Annotated in this window: 13 protein-coding genes and 1 pseudogene; 7 read left to right on the plus strand and 7 right to left on the minus strand. The window is 66.4% G+C overall.

Annotation, left to right across the window (positions count from 1 at the left end):
* The first annotated feature begins 58 nt into the window (after window positions 1–58).
* On the plus strand, window positions 59–616 hold the full coding sequence (locus BJF87_RS08415) for a hypothetical protein (protein ID WP_075862908.1): 558 nt from the start codon (window positions 59–61) through the stop codon (window positions 614–616).
* On the opposite strand, the gene BJF87_RS08420 is transcribed toward BJF87_RS08415, so the two are convergent.
* On the minus strand, window positions 597–1,928 hold the full coding sequence (locus BJF87_RS08420; protein ID WP_006361141.1) for an MFS transporter: 1,332 nt from the start codon (window positions 1,926–1,928) through the stop codon (window positions 597–599). The two genes, BJF87_RS08415 and BJF87_RS08420, sit on opposite strands and share 20 nt — an antisense overlap.
* 167 nt (window positions 1,929–2,095) lie before the next feature.
* On the opposite strand from BJF87_RS08420, the gene BJF87_RS08425 reads away from it, so the two are divergent.
* Together BJF87_RS08425 and BJF87_RS08430 are read left to right on the plus strand one after the other, a co-directional pair.
* Window positions 2,096–2,689 carry a YqgE/AlgH family protein gene (locus BJF87_RS08425; protein ID WP_084813156.1) on the plus strand — a complete coding sequence of 198 codons (594 nt, stop codon included), beginning with the start codon at window positions 2,096–2,098 and terminating at the stop codon, window positions 2,687–2,689.
* Between the two features lie 105 nt (window positions 2,690–2,794).
* Window positions 2,795–4,837: a CocE/NonD family hydrolase gene (locus BJF87_RS08430; RefSeq protein WP_075862910.1), complete on the plus strand. Its 2,043-nt coding sequence runs from the start codon at window positions 2,795–2,797 to the stop codon at window positions 4,835–4,837.
* Window positions 4,838–4,938: 101 nt separating this feature from the next.
* On the opposite strand, the gene BJF87_RS08435 is transcribed toward BJF87_RS08430, so the two are convergent.
* The 3 genes from BJF87_RS08435 to BJF87_RS08445 all read right to left on the minus strand — a co-directional run bounded on the left by BJF87_RS08435 (window position 4,939) and on the right by BJF87_RS08445 (window position 8,293).
* Window positions 4,939–6,669, minus strand: a complete 1,731-nt coding sequence (locus BJF87_RS08435; protein ID WP_075862911.1) for an RNA-binding domain-containing protein — start codon at window positions 6,667–6,669, stop codon at window positions 4,939–4,941.
* A 78-nt stretch (window positions 6,670–6,747) separates the two neighbouring features.
* A complete protein-coding gene (locus BJF87_RS08440) occupies window positions 6,748–7,743 on the minus strand; it encodes a bile acid:sodium symporter family protein (protein WP_006361137.1) in 996 nt (331 codons plus the stop codon).
* Between the two features lie 28 nt (window positions 7,744–7,771).
* Window positions 7,772–8,293 (minus strand): SdpI family protein, encoded by a 522-nt coding sequence (locus BJF87_RS08445; protein ID WP_006361136.1) that lies wholly within the window; start codon window positions 8,291–8,293, stop codon window positions 7,772–7,774.
* A gap of 131 nt (window positions 8,294–8,424) precedes the next feature.
* Between BJF87_RS08445 and leuS the strand changes: the two genes are divergently transcribed.
* The gene (gene leuS, locus BJF87_RS08450; RefSeq protein ID WP_075862912.1) at window positions 8,425–11,322 is read left to right on the plus strand and encodes a leucine--tRNA ligase; all 2,898 of its coding nucleotides are present in this window, start codon (window positions 8,425–8,427) and stop codon (window positions 11,320–11,322) included.
* A gap of 24 nt (window positions 11,323–11,346) precedes the next feature.
* Here leuS and BJF87_RS08455 read toward each other — a convergent pair whose 3' ends face one another.
* Together BJF87_RS08455 and BJF87_RS08460 are read right to left on the minus strand one after the other, a co-directional pair.
* Complete coding sequence (locus tag BJF87_RS08455; RefSeq protein WP_075862913.1) at window positions 11,347–13,146, minus strand: alkyl/aryl-sulfatase; 1,800 nt, start codon at window positions 13,144–13,146, stop codon at window positions 11,347–11,349.
* Window positions 13,147–13,311: 165 nt separating this feature from the next.
* A complete protein-coding gene (locus tag BJF87_RS08460) occupies window positions 13,312–13,644 on the minus strand; it encodes a TfoX/Sxy family protein (RefSeq protein WP_006361133.1) in 333 nt (110 codons plus the stop codon).
* Window positions 13,645–13,716: 72 nt separating this feature from the next.
* Here BJF87_RS08460 and BJF87_RS08465 point away from each other — a divergent pair.
* Both BJF87_RS08465 and BJF87_RS08470 read left to right on the plus strand, forming a co-directional pair.
* Window positions 13,717–14,906, plus strand: a pseudogene (locus tag BJF87_RS08465) (acyl-CoA dehydrogenase family protein).
* A 120-nt stretch (window positions 14,907–15,026) separates the two neighbouring features.
* Window positions 15,027–16,268 carry an amidohydrolase gene (locus BJF87_RS08470; RefSeq protein ID WP_075862914.1) on the plus strand — a complete coding sequence of 414 codons (1,242 nt, stop codon included), beginning with the start codon at window positions 15,027–15,029 and terminating at the stop codon, window positions 16,266–16,268.
* Between the two features lie 42 nt (window positions 16,269–16,310).
* On the opposite strand, the gene BJF87_RS08475 is transcribed toward BJF87_RS08470, so the two are convergent.
* Complete coding sequence (locus BJF87_RS08475; protein ID WP_075862915.1) at window positions 16,311–17,162, minus strand: RDD family protein; 852 nt, start codon at window positions 17,160–17,162, stop codon at window positions 16,311–16,313.
* A gap of 144 nt (window positions 17,163–17,306) precedes the next feature.
* Here BJF87_RS08475 and BJF87_RS08480 point away from each other — a divergent pair, with 144 nt between their 5' ends.
* Window positions 17,307–18,299 carry a stage II sporulation protein M gene (locus tag BJF87_RS08480; RefSeq protein ID WP_006361129.1) on the plus strand — a complete coding sequence of 331 codons (993 nt, stop codon included), beginning with the start codon at window positions 17,307–17,309 and terminating at the stop codon, window positions 18,297–18,299.
* Window positions 18,300–18,304: the final 5 nt, after the last annotated feature.

Raw genomic sequence — 18,304 nt, forward strand, 5'->3', positions numbered from 1 at the left:
GGTGATGTGGCGTGGGATCGATGGAACCGGCCGGGGTGGTGCATGCGTCCAAGAACGCATGGACCCGGTGATCGAGTATTTCTTCGGGCCCGGCGATGGTTCGACGACCCGCTGGTCCACTCCTGCCGACACCGCTCTCGGCGATTCCGGGCCCGACGCGGTCCGCCTCGACTTCGACGGTGACGGCCGTCGGGACGACGCGATGTGGGACACCGACGGCGACGGCAAAGCCGATGTGGCAGCTCTCGACACCGATGAGGACGGGGAGCCGGACGCCTTCTACCGCGACTCCGGCGCGGGGTTGTGGGACCGTGCCGTCGACCGCGTCGGGGTGGTTGGCGAATCCGGCTCGCCGGAGGCGCGCTCCCCCGAGGCCGACGGGTCAGGGGAACCCGACGGGCCGAGAGACTTGCGCCTCGACCTGGACGCGGACGGATCCACCGACCTCGAACTGGTGGGGGCCGAGAAGGGAGGTCGGCTGACGGCCGAGCGCCTGTATGTCGATGCCGACGGGGACGGTGTGACGGACACGGTGCTGGTGGACCTGAACGGAGACGGGGTCGCCGACGCGGCCTACGACAAGCGGGACCCGCGGTTCACGCGGCGGGGTCGCTGACCGCCCGTGGACCGGCCGCGGGTTCACCGGCTTCTTCCGCACGGTTGTAGAGGGCGCGCACCGCCACCATGCCGAGCAGGTAGAGCACCACACCCAGGACGACGAGCACGGTGGCGTGGCCGTCGACGGGGATCGCCAGTGCCGCGATGGTGACCGCGCCGACGTAGGCGATGTTGAACACGGCATCCTGCACGGAGAACACCTGACCGCGTACCGCGTCACCGACGTCGACCTGCATCGCGACGTCACCGCACAGTTTGGCGACCTGGCCGATCAGACCCAGCACGAACGCCGATCCGCAGATGACCGCGAAGTGGAATCCCAGGACGGTCACCTCGGCGACGGCTCCGACGCCCAGTGCACACATCAGCGCGGCGTACCGCCCGACGCGTGCCACCGCGATCGGGGTGATCACCGCGGCGAGGAGGGCACCTGCTCCGGTGAAACCGATGACGAGGCTGACGCGGTCGAGCCCGTCGCCCGGTCCCATCTGCCGGGTCAGCACGAGGATCATCAACGTGTTCATGCCGAACACGAGTCGGTGGGCGCCGATGGCCGACAGTGCGGCCGCCACCGTCTTGTGGGTCGCGACCGCCCGGGCGCCGTGCCACAGGCCGACCGAGACCGCATGGAACGCCGACCTGCCCGGATCGTCGGGTTCGTCGGGACCCAGTTGCAGCGGTCGGAATCCATGCGCCAGACCGCCGGATACGACAGCCAACACGATGCCGGCGAGCATGGTGAGCGCACTGCCCGAGTTGTCGTCGCCGAAGATGGCGCGCAGACCCAGCGTGATCCCGAGTCCGACGCTGAGCATCGCGCCGCCGAGCGTCGTGAACAACGCGTTGGTCGCCACGATCACCTCGCGTCTGGCCACGTGCGGGAGTCCGGCGGACAGACCCGCGGCGACGAACCGGCTCGCACCCGTTGCGGCGAGTGCGGAGATCAGCACCACCAGGTCCGGTGCGCCGGATGCGACCGCGATCGCGACGAGTCCGATGATCGCGCCGCGCAACAGGTTCGCGTACAGCAGCACATTGCGTCGATCCCAGTGATCGAGCAGCGCTCCGGCGAACGGACCGATGAGCGAATAGGGCAACAACAGCACTGCGAGACCGCCCGCGACGGCCAGCGGATCCGCGTGACGTTCGGGGTTGAAGAGGATGCTCCCGACGAGCGCTGCCTGGAAGATCCCGTCCGTGACCTGACTCGAGAGACGGACGAACAGCAACCGTCCCAGACCCGGTGAGTGACGGAGCGAATGGATGAACACCGACCACCCGCGGCTTTGGCTCACCTCGGTGCTGTTCACCCGTTCAAGCGTACTCACCGACGCCGGTGGGGTCCGTCGGCTGCGCCGACCCCGGGACTCGACGGACGTGCGATGATGGCTGAGTGGCCGGCGGTGACGACGCAGACGATCCCACACCGGAATTCCGCTCCGGGGATCCTTCGGCGGGCAGCGGTGACAGTGGTCGCATGCCCGGTGTCCCCTGGGACGCCGATCCCACCCATCGCGTCCGTCCCGGCACCGCGCTGATCGCGTCGACCGATCTCATCGAACCGACATTCGCGCGCACGGTCATCTATGTCATCGAGCACAACGAGGCAGGCAGTCTCGGCGTCGTCCTCAACCGCATGAGCCAGACAGCGGTGCACAACCTGCTGCCGCAGTGGACGGACATCGCGGCGTCGCCTCGCGCGCTCTACGTCGGCGGCCCGGTCAAGCAGGACGCGGCACTGTGCCTCGGCGTGATGAAGCACGGCTACGACGTCGACGACCATCCCGCTCTTCGTCCCGTCGACGGCCGCGTAGTCCTCGTCGACCTCGACGCCGACCCGGAACCGCTGTCCGAGGTGCTCGAAGGTGTGCGCATCTTCGCCGGCTACAGCGGATGGGGAATCGGTCAGCTCGACGACGAGCTCGACCAGTTCAGCTGGATGCTCGCCTCGGCACTCCCCCGCGACCTGCTCGCCCCGCCCGGCGCCGACGTCTGGTTCGACATCCTGCGCCGGCAACCGTGGCCGATGCCGCTTCTCGCGACGCACCCGATCGACCTCAGCCTCAACTGACCACCGGTGACCCGCATCACTCCTAATGCTAAGTTGTGATCTTGATCAGGTATCGCCGCGACGACGCTCAGCCGTCGGCGCGGCGCATCACACGCGGGGGTGTGTATGGGCAGGTCGTCGAAGAGTGTTCGTCTGCTGGCGGGGGTGATCGCACTCGTCGCGGTGTTGGTCGCGCCGACCGCGGTCTCGGGTGCCGCACCGAGTGGTCCGACGGGAGGGTCGGCGGCAGCACGTTGGGCCGCGAGCCACGACGGTCCGCAACCTCATGCCGGCGTGAACGTCAGCTGGGACGTGCCGATCCGGATGAGCGACGGCACCGTCCTGCGTGCGAACGTGTACCGGCCCGCCGACGCCCGTGAACGTCCGACGTCGACGAAGACGCCGGTCATCGTCAACATGACCCCGTACACCAAGCTGGTCAGCTCGATCGGTTCCGCGGTCACCCAGCATCCGGTGCTCGAACCGTTCCTCCTGCAGCTCGCCCGGTCGATCAATCTGTCGGGCACCCCGATCGACGGCATCAACGACATCGCGCACACCATCCGTGACGGCGGCGCCAAGACCTTCCTCGTCGACTTCGACCTCGTCCGCAGCGGTTACACGCAGGTCGTCGTCGACGTACGCGGAACCGGCTTCTCCCAGGGCAAGTGGGATGTCTTCCAGGACCGCGAGCAGCGCGACACCGTCGAGGTCATCGACTGGGCGTCGAAGCAGCGGTGGTCCAACGGCAAGGTCGGTATGTCGGGGGTCTCCTACTCGGCGATCAACCAGATCCAGGCCGCCAACAAGAACCCGAAGGCGCTCAAGGCGATCTTCCCGGTCGAACCGGGCGGCGACCTCATCCGCGACATCGTCGCGCCCGGCGGCGCACTCGGCGTCGGCTTCCTGCCGCTCTGGCTGACGCTGGTCAACACCACCAAGATGATCCCGAACGTGGCGTCGATGCTGAACGGCACCTTCGACTGGAAGTGGCTGGCCGACCGGATCGCCGATCCCCTCACCTTCTACCCGCAGCTCCTCGCCGGCCTCTTCACCCCCGACATCGCGTCGGTGCCGCCGGAGCTGAAGGAGTTGCTGGAGACCGACTCCGAGCCGCGCACGGCCTGGCTCGATCGCGCCGAGAACATCACCACGCCGACGTTCATCTACGGCGGTTGGTTCGACCTGTTCACCAACTCCGAAGTCCGTATGTACAACAAGATCCCGCTGCCCCCCGGCAAGAAGCAGCTGATCATGGGCGACGGTTACCACCTCACCATCGGTGGCGGCCAGCAGGGACGCGCCGGCACGCCGCCGCGCCTGGACGTGCTGCAGAAGGCCTGGTTCGACAAGTGGCTCAAGGGAATCGACAACGGCATCGACTCCTACGGTCCGGTCAACCTCAAGCAGGTCGGCGACTCCTGGATCACCGCGCGGCAATTCCCGCGCGCCGGGATGGAACGCCAGCGCCTCTATCTGAGCGACCGTCGTAGCGGTACCGCCCCGTACGCGGTCCGCGACGGCAGCCTGACCCCGACGGCGCCGCAGTCGCGGGCGCGCATGACAATCGCCCCCGGCCTCGCACCCGTGTGTTCGCGCGACGCCGCGCAGCAGATGGCCGGTGCGCTGGCGATCTTCCCGGGCTGCTCCGACGACGCCCGGATCTCCGAACGCGCCGCGCTGACGTTCACCACTCCCCCGCTGACGACGACCCGCAGCGTGTCCGGCTACTCGAACGTCCGGCTGAACACCGTGCTCGACGCCACGGACGGCTACTGGACGGCCACCCTCAACGACGTCGCACCCGACGGCACGTCGAAGGTCATCAGCTCCGGTCAGGTGGTCGCGTCGCTCCGCGGGTACGACCGTGCGGCATCACAATTCGCACCCAACGGCGATGTGATCGACCCGTTCTACAACCTCACGCTGTCCACCCGGCAGCGGGTGGCGCCGGGACGGCCGGTCAGCATCGACATCGGCCTGCTGCCCACCGAGGCGATCGTGAAGCCTGGTCACCGCCTGCGCGTCGATGTGTTCGCTATGAACTTCCCACGCGGTCTTCCGTTGCGGCCGTTGCTCAACGAGTCCGGGCTGAAGCCGCAGCACATCCAGCTCGACCCGAGTCGTCCGAGCTTCGTGAATCTGCCGGTCTCGACGCCTATCGGCTGACGCTTTGGCGTACTCGCAGAACGGGCCCGACGATGTTGATTCACTCCCACCGTCGTGATCGAAGCAGCTACTCCGAGCCGTCCGAGAACAGTGTGAGCGATTCACCCTTGGAGGTTTGCTTCCGTCTTGTCTTCTTCGCGGGGGAATCTCGGTCCCGGTCCGTACTTCACGGCCTTGCCACGGGTCTGAGTGGATACCCGGGTTAGGACTTCACGCCCGACAAGATTCTTGAGAATGTCGCGCGCACCGTAAACGTCGATGTCGAATAGACGCTGAACTGTCGCGTTGTTTATTGAGTTGTATTCCCGGACATGGTCGATGATCTTCCGGTCGACTTCGCCGCTTGTACGAGAGTGATAGGCGACCGCAGGGCCAAGGCGAGCGAGTACATCGCCACGGAATCTGTAATTGGGATACTTGCGATTTCGCGTCCCTGCTGTGGGCTCGACAAGCTCGACCTCGGATTGGCTTGCGTGGCGAAGAGCAGACTCCGCATCTTCGACCGAACGTTGGATGATCGGCGCTATTTGCTGCGCGGTCACACTCTTCTTGGCGCACAATCGCATCAGTATCAACAGAGTGTCGGTGTCGTTCTTCAAGTCCTCGGGCAGCTCTGCAACCAGTCGAGCGACATGGATATTTGGTGGGGCACCCCTGAACAGCACCTCTACGCGGTCGGGGTAACTCTGGATTTCGGGCAGAGGCCGTCCGCTTCGCGCCATTTCGCGAAACATCCGATTTACTCCTTGGCCGAGGTATTCCCCCCAACCGAGGGTGTTGAAGGCCTTGGCGAGCGATGGGTATCTCGGTTTCGTTCCACGCGTGAGGATGTTGTCTGGAGTGACGCCAGCTACTAGCGGGCCAGGGGAATTGATGTTCAGCGTTGCCGGCGAGTGGCGTACTTGGACTGGCTGGTTTTCGCGTAGGTCGCGGTGGATCAGGGCGTTGGCGAGCGCTTCGCGGATGGCGATCGACGAGAAGTCCTCGATTGCGAGTTGCTGGCCCGAGCGAACGGTTATGGGTGTGACAGAGAGACGGGCTGAGATCACCTCAAGGACCTCGGCGAAGGTTGTCACCAGCGGCGTGCCCCATCGGCGACTGAAGTCGGCTTCGCCGCTGGGGGTGCGGCGGTGTTGATAAACGAGTAGCTCTTGTGGGCCACTTGACGACTTCTCGACAAGGAGGATCTCGCCTGCCCTTGTGAGGCATCCGTCGTCCGCTGCTAACCCGAGTCGACGCACGATTTCCGCTGGGCTAGAGCGTGACAAGTGAACCCTGGCGTCGTCGTCGGTCAGACGCAGGAGCTCACGGACTTTCTCTATTGCGGTTGTGTCGACTGCGTCGATCGGAGTGCCCGATGATTCTGCAGACCAGTCGTTTCCGCGCCGTTCGTCACTCAATCGCGCGACCGCGCCCGGATCCATAGGACGGCACTCAGACATCCAGCGCTGGCAGTACTCGCCTTGGGACGTTGAGTACACTTCGAGGCCCTCTGGCACTGTGATCTGCAGTAGCCGCGAACCCTCGTAGTGAACTTCTTCGATACTCACTGTCAGGTGGGGTTCGGTGCGGTCATAGATCGCGGATCGCAGTTTGTCGGCGTTGATTGACGTTCCGACGAATGCATCGGCCCCTCCCGGCTTGTCCTTGATCCCGAGTACAACTATTCCGCCGGTCGAGTTCGCGAAGCACACGCATGCTTCCGCAAGATCCACCGCGGTCTCTTTGAACCCACCCTGCTTCTCGGTCTTGAAGTCCAGGGTCGAAGACTCAACCGAGTCAGCAGAGGTACCTGAGCGAACTTTAGACAGAGCAGTATCGATACCGGACATGACTTTGATCCTACTTTGGGGCTAGTGACAAAGTGTCATTTGCCCCAAAGTTTCGTCAAAGTAGCGTGCCTGCGTCAGCTAGCCGGCCTCGATCGCTTCCGCCTCACGTCCGTACCGCGTCGCCAGCCATGAGCAGATGATGAGCTGGATCTGATGGAAGATCATCAGCGGTAGGACGATGAGGCCGACGGTCGAGCCGGCGAAGAGGACGGTGGCCATCGGCAGTCCGGTGGCGAGGCTCTTCTTGGTGCCGCAGAACTGGATGGCGATGGTGTCGGCGCGGTCGAAGCCGAGCTTCTTCGGCACCCAGCCGGTGATGACGAGCATGATCAGCACCAGTAGTAGCGAGATCACCGCGACGGCGATCACCTGTGCGGCGTCGACCGACGACCAGATGCCGTTGACGACGCCCTCGCTGAAGGCGACGTAGACCACGAGGACGATGGTGCTGCGGTCGGCGAGTTTGGTGATCTTGGCGTGTCGGGCGAAGAACGGCCCGACCCACGGCCGAGCCAGCTGACCGACCACGAACGGCACCAGGATCTGCGCGACGATCTTCAGGATCGACGTCGCGTCGATGCTCGCGTCGCCGGTGTTGTGCATCAGTGCGACCACCAGCAGCGGGGTGAGGAACACGCCCAGGATGTTCGACGCGGAGGCGCTGACGATCGCGCCGGCGATGTTGCCCTTCGCGATGGAGGTGAACGCGATCGACGACTGCACGGTCGAGGGCACCAGGCACAGGAACAGCAGTCCGGCGTAGAGGTCGGAGCCGATCAGCGGCTCGACGACCGGCTTCAGGGCCAGACCGATGATCGGGAACGCCACGAACGTGAACGCGAGGATCGTCACGTGCAGGCGCCAGTGCTTCAGACCCTCGAGGGCCTCTCGGGGGTGCAGCCGCGTGCCGTAGAGGAAGAACAGGGCGCCGATCGCGATGATCACGACCCAGTCGAGGACTTCCCCGGCGGCCCCGCGGACGGGGAGGAAAGCGGCGACGACGACCGCGGCGACGATCGCGAGGATGAATCCGTCGATCGGCGAGCGGTCGAGAAGGTTCTTGAGCGTGCGCATACGTCCGAGCTGCCGGCGGCAGGCCTGGTCAGGCCTGCGCGGTGTCGCTCGAGCAGACGCCGCGCAGCGAGCATGCACCGCAGCTGCTGGTGCCGCAGTCGGCGGCGGGCTCGGAGGTGCCCTGCTCCCCGGCCGGCTCGGCATGGCTGTGGCCGTCGTCGTGACCCGAGCAGCAGGAGCAACCCGCGTCCTCGGCCGGCACGGTGGCGGCGGCGCGGACCCCGATGGCGCTGACCAAGCCGATGATGACCAGCGCGGCGACCAGGGCGACCACACCGAACAGGATCGACCAGCCGCCGTCGACGGCGAGGGTGGCGACGGCGCCGAGGACGAGGATCACGCCGGCGCCGAGGGTGCCCGGTGCGGCCACGCGATTGGCGACGCGGAAGGCTTCGTCGGAGCGCATGGTCTCGTCGGTACGAACGCCGAAGCGGCGATTGCGCGGGAGTGAGCCGCGGAGCCCGCGGACCCCGACCGTGGCCCAGAGCCCGGCCAACGCGAAGAGCAGCACGGCAACGGCGACGGACAGGGCATTCACGACCCACAGCATACGACCGCGTCCACCGCGCAACCGAATCGAGGATGGTCGGTGAGCTGCACCTCATAGAGGCACGCGCCCGGTCGCGGGTGGCGGGCTGACCGGATTTCAGGCTGGTCGGGCCCAGGATTTACCCTGGTCGGGTGACTTCAGTCGACACCACCAGCACCAACGGCTCCGCCGGCACCACCGCTCATCGCTACACCGCGGAGGTTGCGGGCGAGCTCGAGCAGCGCTGGCAGCAGACCTGGTCCGACGAGCATGCCTACGAGGCACCCAACCCCGTCGGACCGCTGGCCGGTGACCTGAGCGCGTTCGGCGGCGGCGGCGCCGACGCCCCCGACAAGCTGTTCGTCCAGGACATGTTCCCCTACCCCTCGGGCGCGGGTCTGCACGTCGGCCACCCGCTGGGCTTCATCGCCAGCGACGTCTTCGCGCGCTACCAGCGGATGACGGGCAAGAACGTTCTGCACACGATGGGCTTCGACTCCTTCGGTCTGCCCGCCGAGCAGTACGCCGTCCAGACGGGCACACACCCGCGGACCACGACCGAGCAGAACATCGAGCGCTACCTGGGTCAGATCCGACGCCTCGGCCTCGGCCACGACGAGCGTCGTCGTGTCGCGACCACAGACGTCGACTTCTACCGCTGGACGCAGTGGATCTTCCTGCAGATCTACAACGCCTGGTTCGACGCCGATCAGGGCAAGGCCCGACGCATCTCCGAGCTGGTCGACGAGTTCGTCGCCGGCACCCGCGAACTCACCGGCGAGCACGCAGGCAAGTCCTGGGCGGACCTCTCCCCGGCCGAGCGCACCGCGGTGATCGACGACCACCGTCTCGTGTACCTGAGTGACTCGCTGGTCAACTGGTGCCCCGGTCTGGGCACCGTGCTGGCCAACGAGGAGGTCACCGCCGACGGCCGCAGCGACCGCGGCAACTTCCCGGTTTTCCGGAAGCATCTGCGGCAGTGGATGATGCGGATCACCGCCTACTCCGACCGTCTCCTCGACGACCTGGACCTGCTGGACTGGCCGGAGAAGGTCAAGACCATGCAGCGCAACTGGATCGGCCGTTCGCGCGGCGCCCAGGTCCGGTTCAGTGCGCCCGGGGTCGGCGACATCGAGGTCTTCACCACCCGCCCCGACACCCTGTTCGGCGCCACCTACATGGTGCTGTCACCCGAGCACCCGCTGGTCGATGCGCTGACCGCCGACGCGTGGCCGGAGGGCACCGACGACCGCTGGACCGGCGGCGCTGGGAGCGGCGCGGATGATCCGGCGTCGGCGATCGCCGCCTACCGTGCGTCGATCGCGGCGAAGTCCGATCTCGAGCGCCAGGAGAACAAGGAGAAGACCGGTGTCTTCACCGGCTCCTTCGCGATCAATCCGGTGAACGGACACCAGGTTCCGGTCTTCATCGCCGACTACGTCCTCATGGGCTACGGCACCGGCGCCATCATGGCGGTCCCGGCGCACGACTCCCGCGACCACGAGTTCGCGACCGTCTTCGGCCTGCCGATCATCGAGGTCATCGGCTCCGACACCGATGTGCAGGCCGAGGCCTACGTCGGCGACGGTCCGCTGGTGAACTCCGACTTCCTGAACGGTCTGAACGTCGAGGACGCCAAGGCCGCCATCGTCGAGCGTCTCGAGGCCGACGGCGTCGGTACCGGCAAGATCCAGTACAAGCTGCGGGACTGGCTGTTCGCCCGTCAGCGGTACTGGGGCGAGCCGTTCCCCATCGTCTACGACGCCGACGGTCAGCCGCACGCCCTGCCGGAATCGATGCTGCCGGTGGAACTCCCGGAGGTCGAGGACTACGCGCCGGTCTCCTTCGACCCCGACGACGCCGACAGCGAGCCGTCGCCGCCGCTGGCCAAAGCCGCCGACTGGATGACCGTCGAACTCGATCTCGGTGACGGTCCGAAGACGTACACCCGCGACGCCAACGTCATGCCGCAGTGGGCGGGCAGCTCGTGGTACCAGCTGCGCTACATCGACCCCACCAATCAGGACACCCTGTGCGACAAGGACAACGAGGCCTACTGGATGGGGCCGCGTCCGGAGCTGCACGGTCCGAACGACCCGGGTGGCCTCGATCTCTACATCGGTGGTGTCGAGCACGCGGTGCTCCACCTGTTGTACTCGCGGTTCTGGCACAAGGTCCTGTTCGACCTCGGTTACGTCACCAGCCGCGAGCCGTACCGAAAGTTGTTCAACCAGGGCATGATCCAGGCGTACGCCTACACCGACTCGCGCGGCATCTACGTGCCGGCCGAGGAGGTCACCGAGGAGAACGGCACGTTCTTCTACAACGGTGAAGAGGTCAACCAGGAGTACGGCAAGATGGGCAAGTCACTGAAGAACTCGGTGACCCCCGACGACATCTGCCGCGACTACGGTGCCGACACCCTGCGCGTCTACGAGATGTTCATGGGCCCGCTCGACCAGTCCCGCCCCTGGGCGACCAAGGACGTCGTCGGCTCGCAGCGCTTCCTGCAGCGCATCTGGCGTCTCGTCGTCGACGAGGAGTCCGGCGCGTCGCGGGTCGCCGACGCCGAGTCCGACGACGACACCAAGCGGTTGCTGCACAAGACGATCGCCGGTGTCCGCGAGGACTACGACGCGCTGCGCAACAACACCGCCGTCGCCAAGCTGACCGTGCTGACCAACCACCTCACCAAGAACTTCGAGAAGACCGGTGCCCCACGGGATGCCGTCGAAGCTCTGGTGATCATGCTCGCGCCGCTGGCACCGCACATCGCCGAGGAACTGTGGCACCGCCTGGGCCACGACACCCTCGTCGTCCGTGCGCCGTTCCCGGTGGCCGACGAGGCCTGGCTGGTCGAGGACACCATCGAGATCCCGGTTCAGGTCAAGGGCAAGGTTCGCAGTCGCATCACGGTCGCCGCCGACGCCGGTGAGGAAACCCTGCGTACCACCGCCCTCGCCGACGAGAAGATCGCCGCTCTCCTCGACGGTGCCGAGCCGCGCAAGGTGATCGTGGTCCCGGGCCGCATGGTCAACATCGTCCCCTGACGCCTCTCGATCCAACGGTTACGCTCACGGCGTCACGATCGCGAACCCTGGGTCGGGGTTGTCGATCAGTCCGATGATGGTCCCGATCACCGACGTGTCGCCCTCGAGACCGACACCGTCGGCCGACGCGCCGGTGAGAAGTCCGAGCAGATCGCGTTTGGTGAGTGTCACGACGAGGTCGGCGGGATCCTGCCGCCGCGTCGGATGGTGGATCAGGACTCCGTTCGACAGTTCCATCCGGTAGGTCTCGTCGAGATCGGTGAAATGCCAACGGATCGAGGACGACAGGTCCCAGGCCCGTGGACCGTCGAGGCGGATGGCGAGACTGTCGAAGAGTTGTGTGACGGTGAGCGCTGAGGAAACCCCGGATGCGTTGATCGGGGCGGCATGGACCTGCCCACCGAGTTCGTCGGCTCCGACGAGGAAGTTGTTGCGCCAGGTGGCGCACTCGGCGCCGTAACCCAGCGTCGTGAAGACCTGCGCGAGCAACTCTTTCGCGCCGGCATGGTCCGGCTCGGCGAAGACCGCATGACCGGCGAGTTCTGCGGCGAATCGCAGATCCCCGTCGTCGGCGAACTGTTTCGCCTTGGCGACCGTCGCCTCGACGCCGCCGAGCGCTTGCACGTAACGTGCGGCGGCGGCTTCCGGTGGATGCTGCCACAGGTGCGCCGGATTGCCGTCGTACCAGCCGAGGTAGCGCTGATAGATGGCCTTGACGTTGTGGCTGACCGAGCCGTAGTACCCACGGGCGTGCCAGGCGGCATCGAGAGCCGGCGGCATCGGGAAGTCTTCGGAGATCTCGCTGCCGAGGTGGCCCTGATTGAGTCGCCGTAGCGTCTGATCGTGAAGGTATGCATACAGATCGCGCTGCTGGGTCAGATAGACGAGCAGCTCGTCGGTCCCCCAGGTCGGCCAATGGTGCGAAGCGAACGCGACATCGGAGTCGTAGGCGAACATCTCGATCGCCTCGCTGAGATACCGGGACCAGACACGGGCGTCGCGGACCTGTGCCCCACGGAGTGTCAGGAGGTTGTGGAGATTGTGAGTTGCGTTCTCTGCCAGACACAGTGCCCGGTGATCGGGGAACCAGAAGTTCATCTCCGACGGGGCTTCCGATCCCGGCGTGACCTGGAAGACCATCCGGACACCGTCGAAGGTCTCCTCTTGTCCGGTGTGAGTGATGTCGAGCGTCGGCGCGATCAAACCCACTGTGCCGGTGGATGTACTGGGCCCGAGGCCAGCACCGAGGGTTCCGGTTGCACCGACGGGCAGGACGATCCCCGTGTGGTACATGCTGCGCCGTAGCATCGCGGTGCCGGCGTAGACGTTCTCGGAGACGGCATGCTGGAGAAAGTGTTCGGGCGCGACGATCGGCACCGTCGTGTCGGCGTCGACGACACCGAGAACGCCGCCGAAGTGATCGACGTGAGAGTGGGTGTAGATGACCGCGCTCACCGGACGGTCACCACGATGCTCGCGGTAGAGGGCGAGGCCGGCAGCTGCACATTCCGACGAGACCAGGGGGTCGATCACCACCACACCGGTGTCCCCTTCGACCATCGTCATGTTCGACAGGTCGTACCCACGGATCTGATGAATACCGGCGGTCACCTCGAACAACCCGTGCACTGACGTCAACTGGGCCTGCCGCCACAGACTGGGGTTGACGGTGTCGGGGCAGTCGCCGACGGTCGCCTCCGCGAAACCCGCGGCGTCGTAGACCACTCGGCCGTCGCCGCCGTGAACGACGGCCGGGTCGAGTACCCCGATCAGACCGCGGGTGGCATTGTCGAAGTCGGTCTGGTCGGAGAAATCGGCAGACATCGGGACTCCTCCACCGGCAGGCCCGCGGGCTGCGCGGCTCAGATCGATGTTCGGTTCCCGACGCCATCACGTTCGAATCGCAATCACGAGTATCTCGCACCGGGTGCCCGGAACGTGGGGGTTCGTCAATGCCCGGCTGACGCCCGTCGCCGCCGAGCTCCCGTCTCACTTCGGCGGGAGCCTCCTGGCGTAGTCGGCGCCGATGGTGACCCAGCGCGTCAGCTGCCGATCGGACGCGATCCCATCCTCGAAGACGCGCAGCCAGCCGAGTGTCTCGCGCGCCGACATGTGCATCGGCGCGGTGTGCGGATATTCGAGCAGGGTGCTGGTCTCCTCGGGCGGCACGCGGACCATGATCCCGCCCTTGCCACTCACGGTGACGGCCATGTTGCCGTTGATCAGGAAGGCCAGGCCGCCGAACATCGGGACCTCGTCCACGCCGACCTCCGCCGCGAGCAGCGCGCGGATGCGGAAGGCGAGTTCCTCGTCGTAAGCCACGTCTCCAGGCTATTCGGCGGGTGTGACGGGGAAAGACTTGGCAACTAACTTACCGAGCAGTAAGGTCATGCCATGGCGATCAACCTGGAGCTCCCGAAGAAGTTCGATTCGACGGTCGAGCGCACCCATCTGGCTGCCGAGCACATCTTCCGGCCGATCTCACGCAAGTACGACAAGGCCGAGCACGAATACCCCACGGAACTCGACGACCTGGCGAAGCTCGCCAAGCAGGGACGCGGGTCGGAGAAGGCGGCCGACTCGTCGAGCAGCGACGACGGACCGTCGGTCAACGGCGCCAACATGCGCGGCCTGATCTCCGCACTCGAGATGAGCTGGGGCGACGTGGGCCTGCTGCTCTCGATCCCGGGCCAGGGACTCGGCAACGCCGCCATCGCGGCCGTCGCCAACCCCGAACAGCTCGAGAAGTTCTCCGACGTCTGGGCGGCGATGGCCATCACCGAGCCCAGTTTCGGGTCGGACTCCGCGGCGGTGTCGACGACGGCAACCCGCGACGGCGACGACTACCTCATCAACGGCGAGAAGATCTTCGTGACCGCCGGTTCGCGTGCTGATCACGTCGTCGTGTGGGCGACCATCGACAAGAGTGTGGGCCGCGCGGCCATCAAGAGTTTCGTCGTCCCGATGACCACCGAGGGCGTGACGGTCGCCCGCCTCGAGCACAAGCTCGGCATCAAGGCCTCCGACACGGCCGTGATCCGTTTCGAGAACGCCCGCGTCCCCGCCGAGAATCTGCTCGGTTCGCCGGAGATCGACACCAAGAAGGCCTTCGGCGGGGTCATGCAGACCTTCGACAACACCCGTCCCGTCGTCGCGGCCATGGCGATCGGCCTGGGCCGCGCCGCCCTCGAGGAGCTCCGCCGGATGCTCGACGAGGCCGGCCACGAGATCGACTACGACCGGCCGGCAGCCGCCCAGCATGCGACCGTCGCCGAGTTCATCCGCCTCGAATCGGAGTGGGAGCCTCGTGGCTGCACACGCTGCGGGCCGCGTGGATGGCCGACAACGCCCAGCCGAACTCCACCGAGGCCTCGATGTCGAAGGCCAAGGCGGGGCGCACGGTCACCGAGATCACCAACAAGGCCGTGGAAATCGGTGCGACAGCGGGCTTCTCGGAGACCTCTCTCCTCGAGAAGTGGGCACGTGACTCGAAGATCCTCGACATCTTCGAGGGCACTCAGCAGATCCAGCAGCTGATCATCGCCCGCCGCGTTCTGGGAAAGTCCAGCACCGACCTGAAGTGAGGTCTTGGGCAGTCCTACGACGCTCGGGTTCCCAAAGCGGCACGGACGAGAACAACTGCGTGTGACGATGGAGGTCGGGCCGGCATTCGGTCCGGACGACTCCCGTCGGAAGGTCCTGACATGACCGCACCTGCAGGCATTCGCATCGATCCCTCGTTGGAGGACCTCTACAAAGACCTTCACCGACACCCGGAGCTCGGCTTTCAGGAGCACCGCACCGCCGGTCTGGTGGGCGATCGGCTCCGAGCGTCGGGGTTCGACGTGACCACCGGTGTCGGCAGGACCGGTGTGGTCGGTGTCCTGCGTAATGGTGACGGTCCGACGATCGCGATGCGCGCAGACATGGATGCCCTACCCGTCCGCGAGGACACCGGGCTCGACTACGCCAGCACCGTCACGGCCACCGACGACACGGGTAAGACGGTTCCGGTCGCACACGCCTGCGGCCACGATCTGCACACGACATGCCTGCTGGGCGCGGCGGACATCCTCGCCTCCGCTACGTCGGAATGGTCGGGCACGGTTGTCCTGGTGTTCCAGCCCGCCGAGGAGCTGGGTGCCGGCGCGCAGGCGATGGTCGACGACGGCTTGTGGGACCGTTTTCCCAAGCCCGACGTCGTGCTCGGTCAGCATGTCTCACCGCTGCCGGCCGGCAAGATCGCCGGACACCCGGGAGCTTCGTACGCCGGGTCGGATTCACTGCGGGTGAAGCTGGTGGGCCGGGGTGCACACGGCTCGATGCCCGAGGCCTCGGTGGATCCCATCGTGCTGGCCGCGGCCACGGTGCTGAGGCTGCAGACCATCATCTCGCGGGAGATCCCGAGTACCGCAACCGCGGTGCTCACCGTCGGATCGATCCACGCGGGTGACGCCGCGAATGTGATTCCGGGTGAGGCCGAGATCCAGCTGAACATCCGCAGCTACAACGAGACCGTGCGCGGCAAGATCCTCGACAGCGTCGAGCGCATCGTGCGTGGCGAGGCGGCGGCGTCGGGCGCGCCGGACGAGCCGACGATCATCGAGATCGAACGCTTTCCCGTGGTCACCAACGACCCGGACGCGCTGCGCACGACCCTGGATGCCTTCACGGACTGGTTGGGTGCGTCCAACATCCTCGACCCGGGGGCAGGTGCGGGAAGTGAGGACGTAGGCATCCTGGCCACGAGTTGTGGTGCACCTCTTTCGTACTGGCTGCTGGGCGGAGCCGATCCTTCTCTGTTCACCACCGGCGACCTGACGGACCCGGCGCTGCTGAAAGTGCCGTCGAACCACTCTCCGCATTACGCTCCGGTGATCGATCCGACGCTGGGTACGGGAGTACGGGCGCTGGTCGTCGCGGCTCGTACCTGGTTGGGCCGCTAGCCGTCTCGGTGACGAGAGGCTGAGGCAACCGGCCCGCTCGGCTCAGCGCAACAACCGTTCCCGTAGCCGTGCCTCGCGTTCCAGGCGTTCGGTATCCCGACGTCGACGTTCGGCCATGATCGCGCACAGCACGTCTTCGAACGGTGCATCCCGCGGCGGAGCAGGTGCCACGAACGGAGCGACGGCGAAGACCAGTCGGCGCGCGGCGACCGCGCGGGGCTCGGGTTTCATGCCATGTCGACCGTTGAGGAACTGGCGGATGACGACGGCGAGCTCGTCGGGAATGGCCGCGATATCCGCAGACACCGCCCACGTGGCGAGTCCGGCGGGCATCTCGATGGGATGCTGCTCCTCGATGCGGTGGCGGTCGCGGATCACATAGGTCCCGGCGAGGAGATCACCGAGACGCTTGTTCTTTCGAGAGATGGCCGCGCTGATGACCGCGGGTAGACCCAGGCAGGCGTACATCTCGACGAACCCGACGAGCGCTCGGGTCAGCGACTGCCGAAAACCGGTGGGCCCGGCGTCGTCTCGCACGGTGCGTAGCCCGACCACCAGATGGCCGACGGTCTTGCCGCGGGTGAGTGTCTCGGTGACGGTCGGTAGGGCGATCACGCTGACGATGGGCAGCAACGTGCTGACGGTGCCCCGCCACGCGTCGTTCAGGTCACCGGTCACCGTGTAGGACAGCCACCAGAGGAGCAGCCACAGAGCGATCCCCAGCGCGACGTCGAGCATCCCCGAGAGAATCCGGTAGCCAAGACCGCCCGGCGGTAGTGCGAGCGCGACCGCCTCACCGGAGACGAGGTCGTTGCGGCCGACGCCGACGGTGGCCGACACACCGCCACCCCAGACGGTCGGCGGCGGCCCGACCGGGACCGGCGCACCCGCCATCACCGGAGGTCGTGGTGGCAACGATCCGGGCGGCACCGCCTCACCATACGACGCCGACTGCGGTCCGCGCGGTGTGAGCACACGCCACGACGCCCGTCGAATGACACGCTCTGCACCGGCTCGGATGCCGGTTACGCTGGCGGAGTGGATCTCGACGCCTATGTGTCCGCGCATCGCGCGACGTGGGAACGACTCGACACGCTGTCGCGCCGACGTCGGCTGACCGGAGCCGAGGCCGACGAGATCATCGACACCTATCAGCGCGTGGCCACCCACCTTTCGGTGATCCGCTCCTCGGCCCCCGACGCCTCGCTCGTCGCGTATCTGTCGGCGTTGTTGGCGCGGGCCCGCGGTCGGGCGTCGGGCACTCGGGTGAGTACCTGGTCGACGTTCATCGACTTCTTCGCCATCTCCTTCCCCGCCGCGCTGTACCGGATGCGGTGGTGGTGGCTGACCGTGATGGGTGTCTGCCTGCTCGCAGCCGCCGTCATGACCTGGTGGGTTCTGGAGCACCCGCGCATCGAGAGTTCCTTCGCCTCTCCGCAGGAGATCGAGCGTCTCGTCACCAACGACTTCGAGAGCTACTACAGCGAATACGAGGCGACCTCGTTCGCGGCGCGTGTGTGGACCAACAACTTCTGGCTCGCCGCGATGTGCATCGTCGTCGGCATCTTCGGCCTGCCGGTGATCTGGATGCTCTACACCAACATCCTGAACCTGGTGGTCATCGCCTCGATCATGATCCGGCACGGCCGCGGCGACCTGTTCTTCGGGCTACTCCTCCCACACGGCATGCTCGAGCTCACCTGCCTGTTCGTCGCCGCGGGGGTCGGCCTGCGGATCTTCTGGTCGTGGGTGTCACCCGGGAACCGAACGCGCGCAGCCGCTCTCGGTGAGGAGGGGCGGGCCGCGATCGGCGTGGCCCTGGGACTCGTCGTCGTGTTGCTGATCTGCGGCGTCATCGAGGCCTTCGTGACCCCCTCTCCCCTTCCGACCTGGGCGCGTGTCGGGATCGGTGTGACCGCCTGGCTGCTGTTCATGGCCTATGTCTTCGTCGCGGGACGTCGTGCGCACGAGTCCGGTGAAACCGGCGACCTCGCCGAGCTGGATCGAGGCCTCACCGCGCCCACCGTGTAGGAATG

Source organism: Gordonia sp. CNJ-863, from assembly GCF_001942325.1.
Classification (GTDB): Bacteria; Actinomycetota; Actinomycetes; order Mycobacteriales; family Mycobacteriaceae; genus Gordonia; species Gordonia alkanivorans.

Excerpts from the sequence above, each read along its gene's own strand:
- BJF87_RS08455 (WP_075862913.1), bottom strand. The coding sequence starts at position 13,146 with ATGTCTGCCGATTTCTCCGACCAGACCGACTTCGACAATGCCACCCGC.
- BJF87_RS08440 (WP_006361137.1), bottom strand. The coding sequence starts at position 7,743 with ATGCGCACGCTCAAGAACCTTCTCGACCGCTCGCCGATCGACGGATTC.
- BJF87_RS08435 (WP_075862911.1), bottom strand. The coding sequence starts at position 6,669 with ATGTCCGGTATCGATACTGCTCTGTCTAAAGTTCGCTCAGGTACCTCT.
- BJF87_RS08430 (WP_075862910.1), top strand. The coding sequence starts at position 2,795 with ATGGGCAGGTCGTCGAAGAGTGTTCGTCTGCTGGCGGGGGTGATCGCA.
- BJF87_RS08470 (WP_075862914.1), top strand. The coding sequence starts at position 15,027 with ATGACCGCACCTGCAGGCATTCGCATCGATCCCTCGTTGGAGGACCTC.
- BJF87_RS08415 (WP_075862908.1), top strand. The coding sequence starts at position 59 with ATGGACCCGGTGATCGAGTATTTCTTCGGGCCCGGCGATGGTTCGACG.
- BJF87_RS08445 (WP_006361136.1), bottom strand. The coding sequence starts at position 8,293 with ATGCTGTGGGTCGTGAATGCCCTGTCCGTCGCCGTTGCCGTGCTGCTC.
- BJF87_RS08425 (WP_084813156.1), top strand. The coding sequence starts at position 2,096 with ATGCCCGGTGTCCCCTGGGACGCCGATCCCACCCATCGCGTCCGTCCC.
- BJF87_RS08475 (WP_075862915.1), bottom strand. The coding sequence starts at position 17,162 with ATGGCGGGTGCGCCGGTCCCGGTCGGGCCGCCGCCGACCGTCTGGGGT.